Below are 19,533 nucleotides of genomic sequence, written 5' to 3' on the forward strand. Positions count from 1 at the left end.
TGTAATTATATTTTAAAAAACCTGAGATTAGTCGTCAAAACCTATGCTTTGAATTGTAGTGTTACCACGGCTATCTTTTGATAATTTTTCTAACATGATGACACACTTTCTGCCAAATACTCCTGTTAAGCGGTAGTTGCTATTCGCGTCAGGCGTGAAAGTGCCATAGGTAGTGCAATTACCAAAGGAATCGTAACCTCTAAATTTAAATGATATAGGCTGATTGGGAGTAATATATCTCTCAGTGATAGAAAAACCTGCAGTACTACCGCTTTCTAAATTATAGCGTTGTTTTTCTCTATCAGTAGGCTTGGTCATATTTAAATTATTATCATATATCAGTCTTTTCTCTTTATCAGTGAACCCTTGCATTGGGAGTTTAGAGGATTCTGAAGACCCGTACATAGATAGAACGCCAGCCCCTAGTTTGGTTGAACTTCGGTACTTACTAGAGTTTGGTGTGACATTAAAGGAACCACCTGATCCAGTCACTACTTGTAATTTAGTAGATGTGCTTTCGGGTAATTGGGCAGCATACATATTATCGGTTACAAAGTTAACGGAGCTTTTCATTGCTTGACAGCCTGACACGCTTATAGCAGTCAGTCCAATGAACGCTATACCACTCAACGCCTTAATCATTCGATATCCTTAAATAGTTTTTAAATTCGAATTTTTTCAATTCATCAATACTAAGTAAAAAATTCAATTTACTCAACTTATTTAGAGCAATATCTTAACTTAACACTAAAATTCATCCTAAAGCCCTGTCAACCAACGCATCGGTAAGTTGAACTTGCGTCTCTTGAGACTGCTGTATCTTTTCTTTTAGCTGATCGCAAAGTGATAAAAGTCCCTCAACTTTTTTTGCAATACTATTCAATTCGTTTAATGGAGGTAAAGGAACTAATAAAGAGCCTAGAATTTCTAAATTGATGTTTTTTTGAGCAGTCGAAGGAGCAAAGTCTTCAAGATGGTTTTTTGCTGTACGCAAGTAGTAATCAAAATAGGAAATATCCATTGCCTTATCAAACGTTAAAAATCCAACTACACTATCAGGAAAACACGCATCAAACCCTAACAAAGCAGTATCTGCTATGTTGGCTGCGATTGTTATACACAACGTATTTCTAGGCCACAATCTGCTCTGAGCAAGGCCATGTTCATTGTATAAAGATGTATATGTCTCGATAATATTCTCTGCCCTTGCTACATCACCTGTTTGTACAAGAGGAATACTACCCTTTGCGAAAAGTGTAGGGTCATTTCTAGGCCTGTGTTTCGATTTACCACGAGCTAGCTCACCAACTTCTGGCAAACGACACCACGTCCATCCTTGCGGCAACTCAAAAGGTTTTTCATCATCTGTAATAGCAGGTAAAGGCTTTTCTTTTTTTATAACTTTCTCTTTAATCAACTGCTCTTTTTCTTCCGCAATCTTTTCTAACAACACCGACGCAGGCTCATCTTTTGGATTTTGTGGAACTAACTTACCCATTACCGCCAATTGCAATACAGTTTGCTTTAGAGCGTCAATGCTTTGCTCGGTAGTAAATAGGCTATCAAAATGCTCAGCAATTCTTGCCCAGTTTTGTGCCAGCTCATCAGCGTCAGCACTATCTGTCAAAGTGGCTAATAGTACCTCTACAAGCGTAGTATGAGCTTCGATACTGGCTTCAGTTTGCTGCTCTAGCTGATCACATAACAGCATCAGCTCATCTACTTTAGCGACGATTCTTTTTTGTTCTTCTATTGGAGGAAGTGGGATTACAATTGGGTATATTTTACTTCCTGAAATAACAGGTTGAGCGGTAGAAGAAGTATTAGCCTGTAAATCTATCGTTTTCAGTAACCAAATAACAAAGTCTTGGAAAAGTATTTTTTCATCATAAGTTGTAAAAAAAGCATTATCCGTAATCCAAGCCTCTGGTGGCGTTAAATGCACGCTGCCACAATAATATCCTACTCGACCAATTACAATTGTCGATTTTTCAACATTCGATTCGTTGTGATAACCTGTAATTCCATTACCACCAAATACAGGGATATTACCATCCTTCATTTTATTCTTGGATAAGTTATTACCTGACTTGACCTGAAATAATTCGCCAAATCTAACCCATTTCCATCCACTCGGTAATGAAAACCATTTTTCATCATTAGAAACCTTTGGTAATGACTTATTTTTTTTAACTTTACCACTTTCAATCAAATTAGCCTTTTCAGCCGATAGTTTTTCTAATAAAACAGAGGCCGGCTCTTCATTAGCATCTTGTGGAACTAGCTTGCCACGTACTGCTAGCTCCAAGATTAGCTCACGCAATTTAGTAATGCCGTATAGCTCATACTTTTTACTGCTGCCACGCCCACTAGTCGATTTAGCCAATATAGCGCTGGTCCAGATATCGATATGTTCAGTAATTAGTTGCTCTGGCTTGTTTATTAAGTCTTTACTCATCTCTACGCTCTTCTTTACAGTCATAGCTACTCGCCCTCTGTCATGTTGGCAGACAGCGCAGCGCCCAGCACATCTTTTAATTGGCTGCGTAAAGTATCGATACTTTGTTGTTGTTTGGCATAGTCAGACAGTAGCTTATTAGGGTCATAATCAATGACTTCACCTTGGTAGGGGTTTGAGATATCGAGGTTATAGTTACGCTCGATGACCTCTTCAATACTGACCTTCCAAGCGTGATCGTTTTCAACACGACTGGCGAAACCATCAGCCTCATTACCCCACCAATCCATCTCGGTCTGAAACTCCTCAAACTTCATCGGTTTGGTTTTGCTATAGTTTTTGACGCCTTCAGGATAAGGATGCTCATAAAACCAAATATCTTTGGTTTGCTGACCTTTGGTAAAGAAGAGAATATTGGTCTTAATGCCCGTGTAGGGGTTAAACACACCGTTTGGTAAGCGCACGATGGTATGCAGATTACATTCTTCTGTTAGCATTTTCTTTAGCTTGGTTTTTACCCCTTCACCAAATAATGTGCCATCAGGCAACACGACGGCAGCTCGACCTTTATCCGCTAAGACTTCAATTATTAATTGTAAAAACAAATCTGCCGTTTCGCGTGTTTGGAACTCAGCAGGGAAGTTCTTTTCGATACCGTGCTCTTCAGTGCCGCCAAAAGGTGGGTTGGTTACGATGACATCAATATCACTGTCCCAGCTCGATAGCGGCTTGTTTAGGGTGTTATCGTGGCGTATTTGTACGGGTACTTCGATACCATGCAGCATCATATTGGTTGTACAGAGCAAATGCGGCAGTTGTTTCTTTTCAACACCCAAAATTTGTTTTTGTAGTATCTGATGGTCTTCGGCAGTTTCGACATAGTTGTTTTTGACATGATCAAATGAGCAGGCCAAAAACCCACCTGTACCACAAGCTGGATCCATAACGCGCTCACCGAGCTTTGGATCTACACGGTCAACGATGAAGCGTGTCACGGCACGAGGGGTATAGAACTCACCTGCATTACCCGCACTCTGTAAATCACGTAGCAGTTGCTCATAAATATCACCAAACAGATGGCGCTCATCTGAACGATTGAAGTCTACTTCGTTGAGCTTGTTAATTACTTGGCGTAGCAGCGTGCCATTTTTCATATAGTTGTAGGCATCGCTCAAGCCTTGACGCACGACAAAGCCACGTGGGTTGGTATCTACTGGCGCTGTCAGGTTTTTTAGCTCAACGAATATTTCATCGTTTACGAACTCTAGTAGCTCCTCACCAGTGATGCCTTCGGGATCAGCTGCCCAATTACGCCAGAGGTATTTTTCAGGAATAGGCGTTTTATAGTTTTCTTGCTCAAATTCAAGCGCTTCTTCTTGCGCATCAAATATTTTGAGAAACAACAACCATGACAACTGGCTTAGACGTTGGGCATCACCATCGACACCAGCATCTTGACGCATGATATCTTGAATAGACTTGATAACTGAACTGATTGACATGTTGTTTCTCTTTTTGATAAACGATAGTTTTTCATAAACAGTATGAATAAAACAAGCCTCAATAAGAGGCTTAGATATATAGATTGTAGCTAATTTTTTCTAGTTACTTAAGCTTGTTTAGGTGGCGGTGCCCAATAGATTTCACTTTCAAGATCACTGATGGCTTGCTGATAATCTTGTTTACTACCGAAGCCTTCTCTGACAATTTCCATAGGACTACCTAGCTGATCAAGTGGTTTTACTTTAAGCACGTTTAGGCTTTCGATCTCTTCTACACCCGCATCAGCATATTTATCGAGCAAAGCATTCAGTACTTTTTGAGCAGTGTCTGAATACTTGGTAAAGTAATTGCGCTTCTTAACTTCATTCGCACGTTCACGACGGGTCAAAGGTGGCTGATCATATACCACATGGCAAATCAGATCGAAGGGATCCATATCAGCACCGACTTCTTCCTGCAATGCTTCCCAAATGATACCAGCGTTTGCCAGCTCATCGATGATGGTTTGTTTACGCTCAGTATCGTTCCAACGCTTGGTAAACTCATCCAAACTAGCGAACTGCTTGGTGAAAGTTTTGCGAGTATAGTCCTGAAAGGACTCGGTGACTAGCTTGCCATCAGTATCATAATACTGGATACGCTGCGCCATGACTTGGACAGCTACACCTTTCACATGGTATTTTTTCGCGGGTTCACTGACACCTATGTCATCACCCATACCAGCCCCTAAATTAAAGCTGCTCTTATCATCTTGGGTTGTGTAGGCCAGATCATTACCATTCGCAATATCTAACTCTGCGTCTGATTCACCATCTACCACTTCGTCCAGCTCAACGCTTCCTTCATTAATCTGCGATGGCGTTACGGTCATGATACGTTCAGGAATACCATCGAAGCGCTCATCTGCAAATAGCTCAGTCGCTTTTTTGAAGTCGAGAATCGTAAACCATAGCTTACCGTATTTATCATTGATACGAGTACCACGGCCAATAACCTGCTTAAACTTGGTCATCGATTTAATATTTTGATCTAAGACGATTAGCTTACAAGTTTGGGCATCAACACCAGTCGTCATCAGCTCTGACGTCGTCGCTATCACTGGATAAGGTTTCTTTGGATTGATGAAGTTATCAAGCTGTGCTTTGCCCAACTCATCATCGCCCGTGATTTTCATGACATACTTTTCGTTCTTTTTGACCTGCTCGGGATTGCAGTTAATCAGAGCACGGCGCATGCGCTCTGCATGATCAATATCATTACAGAACACAATGGTTTTGGCCATTGGGTCAGTACGCTCAAGGTAGCTTGTGATGGTCTGAGCCACCAATTCAGTACGCTCATCAATCACCAGACTACGATCAAAATCTTTTTGATTATAGATACGATCTTCAATCAGTTCGCCATGCTTATCTGTCTGTCCTTTGGTTGGACGCCAGCCTTGCATATCGACATCAATATCAATTCGAACCACTTTATAGGGCGCTAAAAAGCCATCTTCAATGCCTTGTTTTAAGGTATAGGTATAAACAGGATCCCCGAAATAATAAGAGTTAGATACCTCTTCAGTCTCTTTAGGTGTCGCTGTTAAGCCTACTTGTGTAGCGCTATTAAAATACTCCAATATCTCACGCCAAGCACTATCTTCAGCAGCGCTACCTCGGTGGCACTCGTCAATGACAATCAGGTCAAAGAAGTCTGGTGCAACCTGCTTAAAGGCTTTCTGATGCTCTTCTGGACCTGTTAACGCTTGATATAAGCCTAAATGAATCTCAAAGGCTGGATCAACGGTACGGCCTTCTATTTTGGTCATCGCAGAGCTAAAAGGCTGAAAGTCATTCACCCGAGTTTGATCGACCAAAATATTACGGTCTGCTAAAAACAAGATACGTTTCTTTTCTCTAGCCTTCCACAGACGCCAGATAATTTGAAATGCAGTGTAGGTTTTACCTGTCCCTGTTGCCATTACGAGCAGGATGCGATCCTGTCCACGAGAAATGGCTTCTATGGTCTTATTGATGGCTTGTAGTTGATAGTAGCGCGGTGATTTACCACTGCCATCATCATGATAGTCTTGAGTGATGATAGGTAGCTGAGATTGCGTATAGCCTTTCCACTGACAGTACTTATCCCATAGCTCAGCTGGCGTCGGGAAGTCTGCTAGTGAAATCTCAGTTTCGAGGGTAATAGTACTAGTCTTATCATGAAAAATAAAGCCATCACCGTTGGATGAAAATACAAACGGCACTTCGAGCAGCCCAGCATAGTCAAGCGCTTGCTGCATACCTTTACCAATAGAGTGTTTGTTCGCTTTGGCCTCGATAACAGCAAGCGGCAGATTAGGTTTGTGATATAGAACAATGTCAGCAGATTTGACCGTCTTACGCACTGCCATTTGACCACGGACAATAACTTTACCGTCACGAAGCTTCACCTCTTCGCGAATTTGAGTCATGTCATCCCAACCTGAACTCTTAATGGCAGGCAGAATGAACTTACTGATAATATCTGTTTCGGATAACTCTAATTTGTTGATACCAGCCATGTCAGTAGGCTTCCTATCTAGCTAGCGTTAGGTGTAACTTATACTTTAACATATGTTGTGTTTTATTTTCCTATTGGAGTGTCAACCTTGTAGTAGATAGATACCTTTGAGGCAAAAGCAATTGAATAGAATAGCTTGTCAAAGTTACTATAAAGATTTTAAAGTTTGTCTATATCGAATAGAAAACCTAAATTAATTGCCTTTGAACTACATCAAAATACTTCAGAACAAAAGTTTATTTGACAAATTGATAAGTTAAGCTAAACTTGTAAAGCATTTAGGATTTTGTCTAAATGGAAACTTATGTCAACCAGTGGACTCCAGTCTCAATTAATCCTGATAGTACTATCAGTATCAATTGAGCCTGTCCATGATCTTGATATAGATACTGCATAACAGTATTTATAATGATTAGTGTTAGCATAGCACGACTCCTTCGATATGTTTGACTGCGCCGAAAGGAGGGATATCTTTTGATATTCGTATGACTTTGGAGGGGTACTTCATAAGAAGTAAAAGATTGCGGTCATCTGACCCTCCTAAGTTGGCAAGGACATCTAATGATAGAGCTTGATCAGAATTTCTTTAAGCAAAGACAAAAAAACCGAAACTATCTACACTTCGATGAAAAACCCTCCTATACTTTTCTCTATGACTACGTCACCAAGCCTTCGAACATAGAACAACACTCATTTTATCCTTTTATTTCGTACAACATAGTTGACGAAAAAATTAAAAAATTAAATAAAAAAATCATTATCTCATCTAAAGACAGGCTGATTAATTACCCAAGCCATGTCGATAGTAGTATCTACGCTTATTACTCTAAATCCTTAGAAATTCCTTATGAGTCTTACTTAGCAGAAAAATCACTTGAAGATACTGTTCTAGCATTTAGAAAGGTTGAGAAGATTATTGATGGCAATAGAGTATCTCAGTGCAATATACACTTTAGTAAGAACGTCTTCGATTATATTTCTCAGAAAAAAGATTGCTTAGTGCTTTGTTATGACATAACAAAGTTTTTTGACAATCTTGATCATCGCATTCTGAAAGACAACTGGATTCGCTTGTTAGCCACTAAGGACTTACCAAAGGATCACTACAAAATATATAGGTCTTTGACAAGATTTGCTTCAGTGGATAAAAAAGGACTATATAAAGAGCTGGGTTTATCGCTACATTCTAGAACTCTAAATAAACGGTTGGATAGACTATGTTCTGTCAAAGAATTCCGAGACAAAATAAGAAAAAACGGTCTAGTAACGACTAATAAAAGTAGCAGAGGCATTCCCCAAGGTTCGCCTATGAGTGGCTTGCTATCTAATATCTATATGATCGATTTTGATGAAGCAGTGAGTAAGCATCTAGCAGGAATAGATGGTAAGTATTTCAGATACTGTGATGACATGATTTTTATCTTTGATAAAAGTCTTAAGTTTAAGGTAGAAAAACTAGTCAAAGCTGAAATCAATAAATTAAAACTACCAATTAATGATAAGAAAACTCAGGAAATTGAGTTCAAAAACGGAATTTCAAACTTCAATTCAGGAAGTATTAGTTATAACAATCCATGTAAGCTTCAGTATCTAGGGTTGTTATTCGACGGTGAGAACACTTACTTAAGAGAGACTGGTCTATCTAGATATAATCGCAAGCTAAGGAAAGCCATCAGAATGAGAACCTCCCATTACCAGAGACTAGAATCTAGTCAGCGTAATGGAAGTAGTATGTATATGCGAAAGCTTCATACTAGATTTACTTATATTGGTAAAAGAAATTATATCAGCTATGTTTTTAGAGTTGCTAATGTGCATGACTCTAATAATGTTAAGAGACAAGTGAAAGGACACTATAGACTGTTTAATGAATACTTAGCTAAAAAGTCATAGTTTTAGTCGGTAACCATAGGTACGTCCATTTAATAAAACTACTTATATACTATTGGCTTCAAAATAATCAATCTCTTCAATCAATTGTGCTTTGGGGAGTTTCCTAAACTTTATGTAACTGCTTATAATTCAATAACAGGAAAATAAGCAATGACTACTCAATCCGACATTAAAAAACTGGCTGGCCTTACGCGCAGCTGTTGCTGACTTGAGAATGGAGTCTGTTAACGTTAATAAGCTACCTTTGCCTTTTATAGTGACAGCATGATTATTTTTATCAGACTTTATAAGGGCTTGGTGCTCTATTTCGTTCTTATCAACACTATTATAATTTTGAGCCATAATGTTTTCAACTTTTAAAAAAGTTTATTGAGCATTGGATAAATCATAGTATTTATCGAAGCTAACAACCATACACTTCTGAAACTTAAAATGCTTTTATGTTTTGTCTGAATGCGTATTGAGTTTTAAGTTATTTTTGGCTGAGTAGTTGTCCTACTGTTTTCTTTATGATTAAAGTATATTCAAAACATTCAACTAAACAGCTATTTATCTAACCTTAACTTATACTCAAATCCAGTCTCAAAAATGACTAATTCCACAAGATTTAGTCAGAAGTTCAGACTAAGTCTTGTATCCCAATATCTAGCGCATCACATATCTCATATGCTTTTTTCAATGTAATATTCTTCTCACCACGTTCAATGTTTCCCATATAGCTTCTATCGATACCTGCCATCTCTGCCAGCCTCTCCTGAGATATTCCTTTGCTCTTACGTACCTCACGGACACGCTTTCCAAAGGTAATCATACGCTCATCTGTTGTCATTTCATTAACCAATGCTAAAGATAGCAATACTCACAGTGGTAAGCTACAATATCCACGGGATATAGTCGGTATTGAGAGGTGAGCATGAAAACTAAATTAGAGTATCAGTCAGATATAACAGAAACTAATAAGCTTATCTGTGAGAAGTACTGGTTAAGAGAAGGTGATAAAAGAAGTGGATTTATATATACCTGTAGAGAGATAGGTCAAGAATTTAACTTTAGACATCAAGATATACCTAGTATCGTTAAGATAAATGCTCATCTTGTCGTACTAGACTGTCAATGCATAGATTGCAGTACAACTAAGATTTGCCATACTCGTTCACAGCTTACTCAATTAAAACCTGATAGTTGGCGGTGTGATGATTGTTGGGATACGTTTCAAGAGAGAAGGAATCAAGAGTATTTAGAATATAATCTTAAGCAAGATCGTTTGGCAGAAGAGTATAAACAGGACGTTCTAGCATACATTAACTACTACAGAGATATTCAATTAACCAACATCCCTGTATTAACTGCACTTAACGATGTGGATAGGTTTTTACTTGCTGCGACAGTAGAGAGCTTAGGGGTAGAGAATCTTAGAACTACAGTTTCTCTACGCGATAATTTATTATTACCTCTATCACCGTTCTCTAAATTAGATGAAGAGATACTACATCATCTCTTTAAGCGAAATCTGCTTATACTCGCTCCTGAAAATAGCTACAAATACGTAACCATCGACGAAGAACAAGAGTTAGAAGTAGATTTCTATCAAGCGATTTTTGAGTTTTCTTATAGTATTGAGAATCTTACTAAAATCTCGATAAACGCTAAATCTAGAAAAAATATCAGTGCTCTAGTAGCGGATAGTCAATTTAAGAGCTGGTGTGAAAAGGTACAGCTAGGAGAGTGTTTAAACTACCTAATCACTAGGTCAAGACTGAACGATCTAGCACCGCCTATTGGCGACAAGCTAATTAGCATTCTCAGAGCATGTTTAGCTGAATACTCTGTATCGACCATACATTATATAATTTATGAAGCGGTTGAAAGTGCAGCTGCATATGTGCAAAAACCAAATATTACTAGAAAGCGTGCATCAAACTCTATTTCTGACAATATCGAGAGAATTTTCGATAAGCTATATAGCGGTAGTTGGACTCCCAATATAGCTTGTCGTAACTTTAGCCACCCTCAATCTGCGATGGCAAAAATATTTTTTGATTATATGTTCGGAGTAAATGATGGTGGTTTTTATTACACTCTTGATGAGCTGTTCAGTCCATATAGGTCTCAGAAAGCTCTAGAGCAAGTAAGTTATGCAACTCTAGGAAATACTATAAGTACTAGTTATTCAATCAGAATAGCTTCTAATATCAACTAATACCGATTTCTAAATCTTTAATAAAATTAAATCAGCTGAGTAAGCCATATCAGTAAGAGAAAGATTATCCAGATAAAAGACTATATGACTTGCTGAGCAAATTTATTATTACTAATAAGAAGTAGATAGCCATATGCCAAGCAGCTTTTTCTTACCGCTAGAGTTGATGCCTAAGGCTAAGTAAATGGCTTTGTTGTTGACCTGCTTGTTTTAACGTACATTAACGACAATATAGTCCAAATAGACAATAGGATAAACAAAGTTTAATGGCCGGTTCTGCCAAGCGGTGATGTCTTCCAAGATGTTGTCAGTGACTCTTGAAGCTAAGCTGCTTGAGATATCGACGTCATAGAACTCTTTAACCGTTTCGACAATCTCAGTGGTAGTTTGACCTTTGACGTAAAAAAATGATTTTATCGTCAAGACCTGAGATATGAGTTTAATGCTTACTGACCAGCACAGGCTTAAAGCTGCTATCACGGTCTCTTGGGGTGGATATCTCAATATCGCCTATGTCACTGCGGACGGTCTTTTTAGTGTGTCCACTGCGCTTATTAGGCTTGTCTGCTTTTTCATGCTTGGGGTAGCCGAGATGGTCTTTCATCTCAGCTTCAAGAGCAGTGTCGATAAAGGATTGCATGAGCTGCTTTTGAAAGTCTTTGATATCCTCAAAGCTGTTCATGCTACCAGCCATTTGCTCGGCCAGTTTTTTAGGGTCAGATTGGTTCGTCGTTGCTTATTCTCCGGTTAGTGGATTATAAGCAGTTACACAGTTTTTAGGAAAGGCTCGACATTAAAGCTACATTGTACAATTTTCAACAACTGTTCTCGAACCTCATTTGCTGTAGTGTTTAGATCTACAGTAGTAAAGCTTATTTTATGATTTTGAATAATGACATACTCATTGATATTCTCACCTATCGAAGGATGAATAAATAAACCACCAGCATTCTTATTAAGAGGGTCATCATTACCTTCTTGAGACCTTAAGTAAGTGTACATCTGATACAGATACCCACTTCTTAACGTTTCATTTCGATACCATCCACTTGTAACTACAGCATTAAACTTAGTATCTATAACAATGCGATACGCCAAGTCCGTATTATCAATGATGATGTCCGTCTTCATATTAGGAAAAACTTTATCCATACTTGAACTTTTATCATCTATTTGCCATTTAAGTACTTTCCCTGCACTTACTCGATAACATTGATTTGACAGAACTGTATCATAAAACCCAGCGACGCCTTTTTCAAAAAGCTTGCGAAGCCACGGCAGATCATCTCTATCAAGTAAAGGTAAAGTAGTGCAACCCTTAGACTCGGTAGGCAGTGCTAGATTAAAGGCAAGATGTGCGGCCGTCACCATAGGCTTATCTTTAGCATCGTGCCTTCCAAATCTATCCACTGATATTTCACTACGACTAGGGCGTATTTGACTGACACCCATTCGTCTTAGACGTATATCTAGCGATCGGCACCGATGAGCCAAATCTTTTCGTTTAACTACTTTAGAAATAACCTCAAGAGCTGCCCTAACATATCTATTACGCGGTGTATCAATGGTTAACTCATCAAAGCTGCAGGAGATCTTACCTCGCTCAAGTAACCTGCCTCTTTCAGTGTCAAGCAGGTCTATTTTTCCACGAACTCGACTAACTACTGCTTCACGATGTTGATACGCATAACTTAGATTTAGCTGAATGCGACGTTCAACGCGGCGGCACAGTATTTCTGCAACCAGATCTGGAATATCATCAGGGTTTTCTTCAACAGCGACATTGGCTATATTAAGCTCTTTATAGATGTCTGAAGCATACAGCATGAGCAACCATAGATTACGAACGGGTATTTTGCCAATATACCCGTTCTTTTCATCAAGCTTGATAGACATACTATAAGCCTTCAACTAGACGCTTTTGAGCTTTTTGAGATTTTTCGAGATCATCGAACCAGTACTCATCCAGTAAAGGCGCTATTTCTGTTGCGACAACGTCACTAAACCATGCTTTTGGATTATTAATTTTCACATTACCAGCTGGTGTCACATAACTATGTCCTACCTGAAATTGCGCACCAAGATTTGTGTCTGCTGAGATTTCATTGTTTAAGTCAGTCATACGGCTATCGATCTGTCTTAAGAAATCGATATCGATACCATTTTGAGAGTGTACCCAGCGTTGCCAAGCTTTTCCAAGTGTAGGTTCTAAGTCAATAAAAGCAAAGCGGCGACGCAAGGCGAGATCAACTAGTGCAAGTGATCTGTCGGCAACGTTCATAGTTCCCACAACGTATAAGTTTTCAGGTATGAATACACGTTCACCATCAGACTTTTTATAAGATAGCTCTAACGCTTCATCTGGGTTTCTCTTGTCCGTTTCCAGTAGTGTGAGCATCTCACCAAATACTTGGGCTGGGTTGCCACGATTAATCTCTTCAATGACGATGACATACTCTTTTTCAGGATTTTCTATCGATTTTTTTATCATCTCCATGAAAGGTCCATCTACTAATGACAATCGACCTTCCCCTGAGGGCCGCCAACCACGTATGAAGTCTTCATAAGAGAGATTTGGATGAAACTGTACCGCTTTTATTTGATTGTCATTACGCTGACCGATTAAGACAAAGGCTAATCTTTTAGCTAGCCACGTTTTGCCAGTCCCAGGAGGTCCTTGTAAGATTATATTTTTTTTAGCTTCTAGGCGTTCGAGTGTTTTTTCGATTTTAGCCTTAGGTAAAAAACATCCGTCTTTGATAATACTGTCTACATTATAAGGATCTCTATTCTTTTCAGTAGTCGAAACACCATGAGATGTCTGAACATCAAGTCCTTGTACTGAGCTTTCATCCAATAATCGATATGAATCTCTACTTAACTGCTCTAGTTGATTGTTTTTCCTCATCACCCCTAAACAATGTACAACAGTTCCCTCTATATCTTTCCTACCAGGCCATCTTTTATCGAGATCGTTCTCAAATCTGTCTAGAAACTCTTGCTTTGTAAACTCAGATGAGTTTTTATCGCAGCATAGCTGATAAACTTGACAAGCTATCATCTCTTGCCAAGTATTGTATTTTTCAGTGCATTTTATACGGGTAACGGATGTTTCTTGTACGTCGCCAAGATTCACTTTATCAGTAAGATTAATATCCTCTTCAAACTGCCAAGTGCTTTTTTGAATCAACTGACCTATATCGTTTAGTGTAGTACGAGTCATCCAAGAGGGCTGCATAGCGACTGATTGAACATAATCATTCATAGCGTATTCCTTAATATACTTTTACCAACTTTGGAATTCATATTTTTTGATGACAGCATCCCAATTAGCATAGAACGTTTCACTAATAACATTACCTTGATTGTCAAGCGTATATCTTGTAATACTACTTTCGTGTGGTTTACTAGCATCAGTGTATTGATACATATTTATTTTACCTTCTTTGTAGTAGCAATCATCGTAGTATGCGTCGCTCCAAGTTTGAATATTAGGCGCATCGTACTTAGGTTCCACGATAAAATTACCAGATTTATCGATAACACCCCATTTACCAGTCTCATAGTCACCCACTCGAACGGCTGCTAAACCCTCTGAAAAATTACAAGCACGATCCCATTTTGCTTTAATTGAGATATTGCCATTGGTATCAACAAAACCATATTGACTGCCATTATTCCAGTGATTACTTTCAGTATACTGAGCCAATCCATCTGAATAAGAGTGAAGAAAGTTAAATTTAAAAGGAACAATAGTTTTTCCTGATTGATCAATAGCTCCATATTTCTCTTTCAAGCTTACGACTGCCAACCCGTCTTGAAATGCTTCTGCTGACTGATACTGATAGGGAATGATGAGTTCTCGTTGCTTATTCATATATCCATACTTACCATTACGATAAACAGCCACTAGCCCTTCACTAAAGCTCTTATAATCAGTATCCATACCTGTATCATTAGCTTCATGCTCAACAGGAATAACCAATCTACCCTTATTATCAATAAAGCCCTGAAGATTTTTATAGCTTAGATTGCCTTCTTCATCGTAGCCCTTTTTTATTTTTCCAACATAAGCTAAACCATCAGAAAACTCTCCACAAGCCTCAAACAGACCAGTAGGAACCACCACTTCACCCAAACTATTTTTGTAGCCACAATCCCAGCTGTCTGTTGACTCTTCATAAAAACGCTGCAAATCTGCATTTGCAACTGAGCAGTACATCAAACTTAATAGACTAGCACTCACTGTTTTTAAAAAACTTTTATTCATTGATATTCCTACGTTTTTTATTGTTAAGGCTATTATTTTGTCCATCCATTTTTATCTTCTATATATAGCAATACTGCTAACCCCCCTTCATAGTGGTCAGGAATATACCCTCTATTATCAGTATAGTACTCTGCACCTTCTATAAAACGATTTGATCTATCTGTAGACCAACCAAAACCCATAGAAAGCCCTCTATTTCGTCCTTGATCATCATAAGTCCAGCCTCTTTTGGCGTAGTACTTAATGTCATGTTCACCCTCATAACGATAAGAGTCAGGAATATCTTTCCATTGTTTAGATAAAGCTATAAATCCGTTGCAATAACTATCACCCCTACATTCGGGTACATTCGGTGCAGTGTTTGGATTATTATAAATATTCATCATCTCAGGCAGTCCTGCGTAACTACAAGTACTGCTGATTGCCAAAATTAATGTCAGACATATTTTTTTCATATAACACCCCTTAATGGATAGTTGTTTGGTATTACTATCGTCTAAATCTATTTCTATTGCAATGACTCAAGAGTCCTGTGCGACATTAAATGACGCATCAGTAGCATTTAACTAAAAAACTCTTAAATTGACAAATAAAATATAACTTCAAAGAGCAGATAATAAGAGATTTTCAGCTGGGATAGCTCAGTCTTTTGTACAGATAGGTATAAACATGAGTGAATATGGAAAAAATGTAGCGAGCTGTACAACCTATCAAAACCTCTTAAATAGTCAAATTATGTCGGACACGACGTATAATGTCGTAAAGAAGATCTACATACTATGCAATATAAAATTATTTTGGTAATCTCAATAAAAGGTAAAAAACAAACGTATGAGTACACTATTTAATTGAGGAGATAGTAATGATTATTGCACTAAGAGGTTACGGTACATTTATTTACGCTGGTACAGTAGCAAAGAATACTTATGAGTATTTCGAAGATGAAGATATTGACTTACAGGAATATGCTGAATATTTAGACGATCCTGAATCAAGTAATTTAAAAATACCTAAAGAGCACGATTTTGTTGATGGTGGTTGTCTGTATGATATGGATAATTTGTGGTGTATATCAGGCGCAGAATTAACTAGTGATTGTATTTTGAGTGTAGATTTAGAGAATGGAGATGATGATTGGGAATGTTCCCTTGATTTAGGTACCTTAGAAAAACTCGGAATTAAGACAAAATGTATTAGTTCATCTACTAAGGTGATAATGGATTTACCTTCAGATACTGCTATATTTATGGCTAAGGAAACCACTGAAGGGCTACAGTTCGAGGAAAATCAGATTATATCTAGTAGTGATTTTGACCCAACAAAGTTAGAAATTTATTATCATGAGTATATAGATACGGACGTAATCAAACATATAAAGTACGATGGAAGAGAGTATTTTGGTAGTAACTTTGAATGGGATGCAAAAGATAAAGAGTTTAAATGGCTCTTGTGGTGATTAACAATTATAGAGATTTCACACAGTGGCTTTCATTAAAAACTCATAAAATTAGGTTATAGATAAATATGTCAACTAAGAAAACGACTACTCGTGGGGATAATTATATTGAACTACTCAGTTTAGCTAAGTCTAAAAATCTGACACTTAGACGTGCTAATAAATCAGGTGAAACTCCTATGAGGTTTGAGGTTGTTCGTAGAGGTGCTTCAAAAAATGAGCAACCTTTTATTGATAACTTAACACCTGAGCAAGTCAATAATAATAGTCCATTAAGTGAGGGATTTACCTTAAAAGAATTTATTAGCCAGTTTAAAACAGTATGTCCCAGCTGAACTAGTTAAAAAGGCTCATTAATCTACTTATAGTGGATTAATGAGTAGTGATCAGTTTAGGTGTTTCTTTAGCTACATCAGCAATCAGATGCCGTGAGCACTTAGTCATCTTTTGAATATCAGAATAGCTATGACCTGATTTCAGAAGACTAGCAATATAAATAGTTTTGATGGTATCAAGGACTTTCAAAAGCAACCGCGAGAACTCATCATTTACCCTCTGCTTTAGCTCTATCCTCACCTGAAATAGCAAAAGGTCCTTTTATAAACCAATCATCGTTAGCTTTGGTAAAGCTCCAGCCTCTTGTATCTACTTGTCTCTCTCCTTCATAGTCAATACCTACTGATACCACACAAAAATATTTACCCTCAGTTTCGGTGGCTTTACATTCAGTGTAATCGAGTTCTACTTGATCTTTTAAAGATTGATCAGACATATTGCGTGTGACTTTAGATAACACAAGTTCTTTTATTTCAGAGTCACTTGGAGCTCCACTAGATGAACATGCAATGACTGGTAAAATAAGAGCAGATAACGCGAATAGTTTTAATATTTTTAACATTTTTTACCTCAATTTTTCCAAAAAGTATTAACCTACTTATCATCACTTTAAGTATCGGACATATTTTTTAAATTAATTTTTGCTGCATCGCTACCATTAGCAGCTGCTTTGGTGAACCATTCAATAGCCTTATCATGGTCTATTCCTTTTATTTCAGAAAGTGCTTTCGCTACGTCTAGGTAATCAAAGCTTTTAGGGTTATCAAGTCCAAAATCTTTAAATAGTTCTTCATAATCCTTAGGTGATAATTCTGTTTCATTTATTTCATGATCATGCAGTATCATATATACAACTTGGGGAGTCTCTTTACCATCACGATAGATTAATCCTAGATTATTTTGAGCATCAGCATGACCTCGTTCGGCTGCTTCTGTGAACCATTTAAATGCTTCGTAATCACTCTGCGGAATAGCTAAACCCTCTTTGTACATTAATCCTAGATTGTTTTGAGCATCAGCATGACCTTGTTCAGCTGCTTTCGTAAATAACTCAAACATCTTTTTATAGTCGTATTTAACTACAGATATATCGCTGTCTGAAATTCCTTCTATACCATTTTTAAGAATTGCACCTATACAAGCATTTACGCTAGCTTCGGTTGGCTCCCACTGTATCTTTGTTTCTTCTGTAACTATAGGTTCGTTCATAAGTCATTCCTCAAGGTTATAAATCCGGACAAATTTTCACCTCTTAACTTACAGCAATTATTTTAAATATGAAACTAGCTTTAGAGGTAAGGCGACAAGTAATGTCGCAAAGTAGATAAGTCAGCTCGTGTAAGGTTAGATAAACTAAATCCCACAAAAAACACCCTCTGCTGAGGGGGGAAGGGTAACTAAACAGCTTATTTAGTCCTATTTACCATGTACCCTAGGTTCAAGAAAATCAATCCAATAAAAAAAGATGCCACCAATTTGGTAAGCATCCTATTGAGGTGTGAAATACTTGTTAAAGCAATACTCTCTTATTTACAGTAAGTATTGAACAGCACACCTACTGCCTTACGAGGAATATGATCAGTCCAACCCTCATCGCCAAGTCCAGGTCCATACTGACCACCAATTGCCATGGAATCTTTTAAACTGATACGCTCGTTGTCACCCCTTTCGATGTATGAGTTACGAGGGTTTTGACAGTTAAGTAAAACCAAGTCGTCAAATTCTTCACTAGGAAAGGCATAACCAGCGCCTCTAACGCGAGCTAATGCATACTTTACTTTGCCATTTTCTTTAATAATCGTGTGTGGACTTGTATAGTACGTTTCGTTTTTGATCTCAGCCGAACTCTCCCAAATTTGTGTCATCCTAGCATCGGGTTTCTCTGCTTTACCAAACTCAGGGTAAGAGTAGACGTCAATATAAGGTACTTCATCAGGATATTTGTTTTCATACAATATAGCTGTAGCCCCAACCTGACTACTGATTAGACCAAACCCCAAAACAGCGAGACCAACCACTGAGTTCTTCATAAAAAGTCCTATAGTTAAATTTTAGACCAAAATCTCCGGACATTTATTGTACTATAAAGATAGATTAATGTTCGTTTTTATAGCATATATTTAATTATAATATTAGAGATACTTACTGTTCACTTATTATGGCTTGCCTTAGATCATATTGATTTTGACTCTTTAATGACCTCAGCAATTAGTTGACGTGAGCACTTAGCCATCACCTGTATCTCAGAATAGCTATGACCAGCTTTCAATAAGCTTGCGATGATTTTGCGTTTATCAACATCCTTCCTTCGTCCTTTATACTTGCCTTCATATTTTGCACGTGCAATACCTTGCATCTGACGGTTGCGGCGATCCTCGTAGTCTTTACGAGCAATGGCAGCAAGCATATCAAGTAGCATATCGTTAATGGCACGTAGTACGCTATCCATAAACTCAGAGCTATTCGCTTGCTGCAGAGCCATATAAGACGTTGGCAACTCTTTTGATACTACAGAGAGGCGTTTAGCTGACAGCTTTTGCTTGAGGGAGTCCCAGTCGGTTGGGTTGAGCCGTGCTAAGCGGTCTATCTGCTCGACCAAGATCACATCGCCTTCATGAGCGTCATCAATCAACTGCATCAGCTTTGGGCGCTCTAGCGTTGCCCCTGATTCGTTCTCGATATAGAAGGCAGCAATTTTGTGGCCATATTCTCCAGTAAATGCTATGAGTTCACTTTTAGCACGTTTGGCGTCTTGTTCTTTGGTAGAGGCGCGGAGGTAGGCTCTGATAAACATAAATACCTAAAATAGTCTGTTATAAGTGGTTCCATTATAGCAGTCTATTTTAAGTGGTCTATTAATAGGTTTGAGGGGCTAA

19 protein-coding genes are annotated in these 19,533 nt (G+C 38.1%); 4 read left to right on the plus strand and 15 right to left on the minus strand.

From position 1 onward, the window contains the following. Nucleotides 1–27: 27 nt before the first annotated feature. The 4 genes from Q0788_RS09980 to hsdR all read right to left on the minus strand — a co-directional run bounded on the left by Q0788_RS09980 (nt 28) and on the right by hsdR (nt 6,494). A complete protein-coding gene (locus Q0788_RS09980; RefSeq protein WP_298810221.1) occupies nt 28–642 on the minus strand; it encodes a hypothetical protein in 615 nt (204 codons plus the stop codon). Nucleotides 643–754: 112 nt separating this feature from the next. Continuing rightward, nucleotides 755–2,482, minus strand: a complete 1,728-nt coding sequence (locus tag Q0788_RS09985; RefSeq protein ID WP_298810223.1) for a restriction endonuclease subunit S — start codon at nt 2,480–2,482, stop codon at nt 755–757. A gap of 2 nt (nt 2,483–2,484) precedes the next feature. After that, nucleotides 2,485–3,960, minus strand: a complete 1,476-nt coding sequence (locus Q0788_RS09990; protein ID WP_298810225.1) for an N-6 DNA methylase — start codon at nt 3,958–3,960, stop codon at nt 2,485–2,487. A gap of 107 nt (nt 3,961–4,067) precedes the next feature. Next, nucleotides 4,068–6,494, minus strand: coding sequence for an EcoAI/FtnUII family type I restriction enzme subunit R (gene hsdR / locus Q0788_RS09995; RefSeq protein WP_298810359.1), 2,427 nt, complete (start codon nt 6,492–6,494; stop codon nt 4,068–4,070). A 569-nt stretch (nt 6,495–7,063) separates the two neighbouring features. Between hsdR and drt2 the strand changes: the two genes are divergently transcribed. Continuing rightward, on the plus strand, nt 7,064–8,395 hold the full coding sequence (drt2, locus tag Q0788_RS10000) for an antiviral reverse transcriptase Drt2 (protein WP_298810227.1): 1,332 nt from the start codon (nt 7,064–7,066) through the stop codon (nt 8,393–8,395). Between the two features lie 619 nt (nt 8,396–9,014). On the opposite strand, the gene Q0788_RS10005 is transcribed toward drt2, so the two are convergent. Beyond that, on the minus strand, nt 9,015–9,224 hold the full coding sequence (locus Q0788_RS10005; protein ID WP_298810229.1) for a helix-turn-helix transcriptional regulator: 210 nt from the start codon (nt 9,222–9,224) through the stop codon (nt 9,015–9,017). An 84-nt stretch (nt 9,225–9,308) separates the two neighbouring features. Between Q0788_RS10005 and Q0788_RS10010 the strand changes: the two genes are divergently transcribed. Beyond that, a complete protein-coding gene (locus Q0788_RS10010) occupies nt 9,309–10,595 on the plus strand; it encodes a hypothetical protein (RefSeq protein ID WP_298810231.1) in 1,287 nt (428 codons plus the stop codon). A 210-nt stretch (nt 10,596–10,805) separates the two neighbouring features. On the opposite strand, the gene Q0788_RS10015 is transcribed toward Q0788_RS10010, so the two are convergent. From Q0788_RS10015 to Q0788_RS10040, 6 genes are all read right to left on the minus strand, one after another. Then, nucleotides 10,806–11,018 (minus strand): transposase, encoded by a 213-nt coding sequence (locus Q0788_RS10015; RefSeq protein WP_298810234.1) that lies wholly within the window; start codon nt 11,016–11,018, stop codon nt 10,806–10,808. A 16-nt stretch (nt 11,019–11,034) separates the two neighbouring features. Further along, nucleotides 11,035–11,277 (minus strand): transposase, encoded by a 243-nt coding sequence (locus Q0788_RS10020; RefSeq protein WP_298810236.1) that lies wholly within the window; start codon nt 11,275–11,277, stop codon nt 11,035–11,037. A gap of 83 nt (nt 11,278–11,360) precedes the next feature. After that, nucleotides 11,361–12,491, minus strand: coding sequence for a 5-methylcytosine-specific restriction endonuclease system specificity protein McrC (gene mcrC, locus Q0788_RS10025; protein WP_298810238.1), 1,131 nt, complete (start codon nt 12,489–12,491; stop codon nt 11,361–11,363). Between the two features lies 1 nt (nt 12,492). Then, on the minus strand, nt 12,493–13,860 hold the full coding sequence (locus Q0788_RS10030; RefSeq protein ID WP_298810241.1) for an AAA family ATPase: 1,368 nt from the start codon (nt 13,858–13,860) through the stop codon (nt 12,493–12,495). 21 nt (nt 13,861–13,881) lie between these two features. After that, nucleotides 13,882–14,865: a WG repeat-containing protein gene (locus tag Q0788_RS10035; RefSeq protein ID WP_198335622.1), complete on the minus strand. Its 984-nt coding sequence runs from the start codon at nt 14,863–14,865 to the stop codon at nt 13,882–13,884. A 32-nt stretch (nt 14,866–14,897) separates the two neighbouring features. Next, nucleotides 14,898–15,320, minus strand: coding sequence for a hypothetical protein (locus Q0788_RS10040; protein ID WP_298810246.1), 423 nt, complete (start codon nt 15,318–15,320; stop codon nt 14,898–14,900). 407 nt (nt 15,321–15,727) lie between these two features. On the opposite strand from Q0788_RS10040, the gene Q0788_RS10045 reads away from it, so the two are divergent. Continuing rightward, a complete protein-coding gene (locus Q0788_RS10045; protein ID WP_298810248.1) occupies nt 15,728–16,321 on the plus strand; it encodes a hypothetical protein in 594 nt (197 codons plus the stop codon). 68 nt (nt 16,322–16,389) lie between these two features. Beyond that, a complete protein-coding gene (locus tag Q0788_RS10050; protein ID WP_298810250.1) occupies nt 16,390–16,656 on the plus strand; it encodes a hypothetical protein in 267 nt (88 codons plus the stop codon). A gap of 209 nt (nt 16,657–16,865) precedes the next feature. On the opposite strand, the gene Q0788_RS10055 is transcribed toward Q0788_RS10050, so the two are convergent. The 4 genes from Q0788_RS10055 to Q0788_RS10070 all read right to left on the minus strand — a co-directional run bounded on the left by Q0788_RS10055 (nt 16,866) and on the right by Q0788_RS10070 (nt 19,451). After that, nucleotides 16,866–17,219: a hypothetical protein gene (locus Q0788_RS10055; RefSeq protein WP_298810253.1), complete on the minus strand. Its 354-nt coding sequence runs from the start codon at nt 17,217–17,219 to the stop codon at nt 16,866–16,868. A 47-nt stretch (nt 17,220–17,266) separates the two neighbouring features. Further along, nucleotides 17,267–17,866 (minus strand): tetratricopeptide repeat protein, encoded by a 600-nt coding sequence (locus tag Q0788_RS10060; RefSeq protein ID WP_298810256.1) that lies wholly within the window; start codon nt 17,864–17,866, stop codon nt 17,267–17,269. Nucleotides 17,867–18,183: 317 nt separating this feature from the next. Continuing rightward, a complete protein-coding gene (locus Q0788_RS10065; RefSeq protein WP_298810258.1) occupies nt 18,184–18,687 on the minus strand; it encodes a hypothetical protein in 504 nt (167 codons plus the stop codon). A 143-nt stretch (nt 18,688–18,830) separates the two neighbouring features. Then, nucleotides 18,831–19,451, minus strand: coding sequence for a recombinase family protein (locus Q0788_RS10070; RefSeq protein ID WP_298810260.1), 621 nt, complete (start codon nt 19,449–19,451; stop codon nt 18,831–18,833). Nucleotides 19,452–19,533: the final 82 nt, after the last annotated feature.

It is taken from the genome of uncultured Psychrobacter sp. (assembly GCF_947500265.1).
GTDB lineage: Bacteria > Pseudomonadota > Gammaproteobacteria > Pseudomonadales > Moraxellaceae > Psychrobacter.

What these genes read in the sequence shown, in the direction of transcription:
- Q0788_RS09980 (WP_298810221.1), bottom strand. Translation starts at nt 642, where the DNA reads ATGATTAAGGCGTTGAGTGGTATAGCGTTCATTGGACTGACTGCTATA.
- Q0788_RS09985 (WP_298810223.1), bottom strand. Translation starts at nt 2,482, where the DNA reads ATGACTGTAAAGAAGAGCGTAGAGATGAGTAAAGACTTAATAAACAAG.
- Q0788_RS09990 (WP_298810225.1), bottom strand. Translation starts at nt 3,960, where the DNA reads ATGTCAATCAGTTCAGTTATCAAGTCTATTCAAGATATCATGCGTCAA.
- drt2 (WP_298810227.1), top strand. Translation starts at nt 7,064, where the DNA reads ATGATAGAGCTTGATCAGAATTTCTTTAAGCAAAGACAAAAAAACCGA.
- Q0788_RS10005 (WP_298810229.1), bottom strand. Translation starts at nt 9,224, where the DNA reads ATGACAACAGATGAGCGTATGATTACCTTTGGAAAGCGTGTCCGTGAG.
- Q0788_RS10010 (WP_298810231.1), top strand. Translation starts at nt 9,309, where the DNA reads ATGAAAACTAAATTAGAGTATCAGTCAGATATAACAGAAACTAATAAG.
- Q0788_RS10020 (WP_298810236.1), bottom strand. Translation starts at nt 11,277, where the DNA reads ATGAACAGCTTTGAGGATATCAAAGACTTTCAAAAGCAGCTCATGCAA.
- mcrC (WP_298810238.1), bottom strand. Translation starts at nt 12,491, where the DNA reads ATGTCTATCAAGCTTGATGAAAAGAACGGGTATATTGGCAAAATACCC.
- Q0788_RS10030 (WP_298810241.1), bottom strand. Translation starts at nt 13,860, where the DNA reads ATGAATGATTATGTTCAATCAGTCGCTATGCAGCCCTCTTGGATGACT.
- Q0788_RS10035 (WP_198335622.1), bottom strand. Translation starts at nt 14,865, where the DNA reads ATGAATAAAAGTTTTTTAAAAACAGTGAGTGCTAGTCTATTAAGTTTG.
- Q0788_RS10040 (WP_298810246.1), bottom strand. Translation starts at nt 15,320, where the DNA reads ATGAAAAAAATATGTCTGACATTAATTTTGGCAATCAGCAGTACTTGT.
- Q0788_RS10045 (WP_298810248.1), top strand. Translation starts at nt 15,728, where the DNA reads ATGATTATTGCACTAAGAGGTTACGGTACATTTATTTACGCTGGTACA.
- Q0788_RS10050 (WP_298810250.1), top strand. Translation starts at nt 16,390, where the DNA reads ATGTCAACTAAGAAAACGACTACTCGTGGGGATAATTATATTGAACTA.
- Q0788_RS10055 (WP_298810253.1), bottom strand. Translation starts at nt 17,219, where the DNA reads ATGTTAAAAATATTAAAACTATTCGCGTTATCTGCTCTTATTTTACCA.
- Q0788_RS10060 (WP_298810256.1), bottom strand. Translation starts at nt 17,866, where the DNA reads ATGAACGAACCTATAGTTACAGAAGAAACAAAGATACAGTGGGAGCCA.
- Q0788_RS10065 (WP_298810258.1), bottom strand. Translation starts at nt 18,687, where the DNA reads ATGAAGAACTCAGTGGTTGGTCTCGCTGTTTTGGGGTTTGGTCTAATC.
- Q0788_RS10070 (WP_298810260.1), bottom strand. Translation starts at nt 19,451, where the DNA reads ATGTTTATCAGAGCCTACCTCCGCGCCTCTACCAAAGAACAAGACGCC.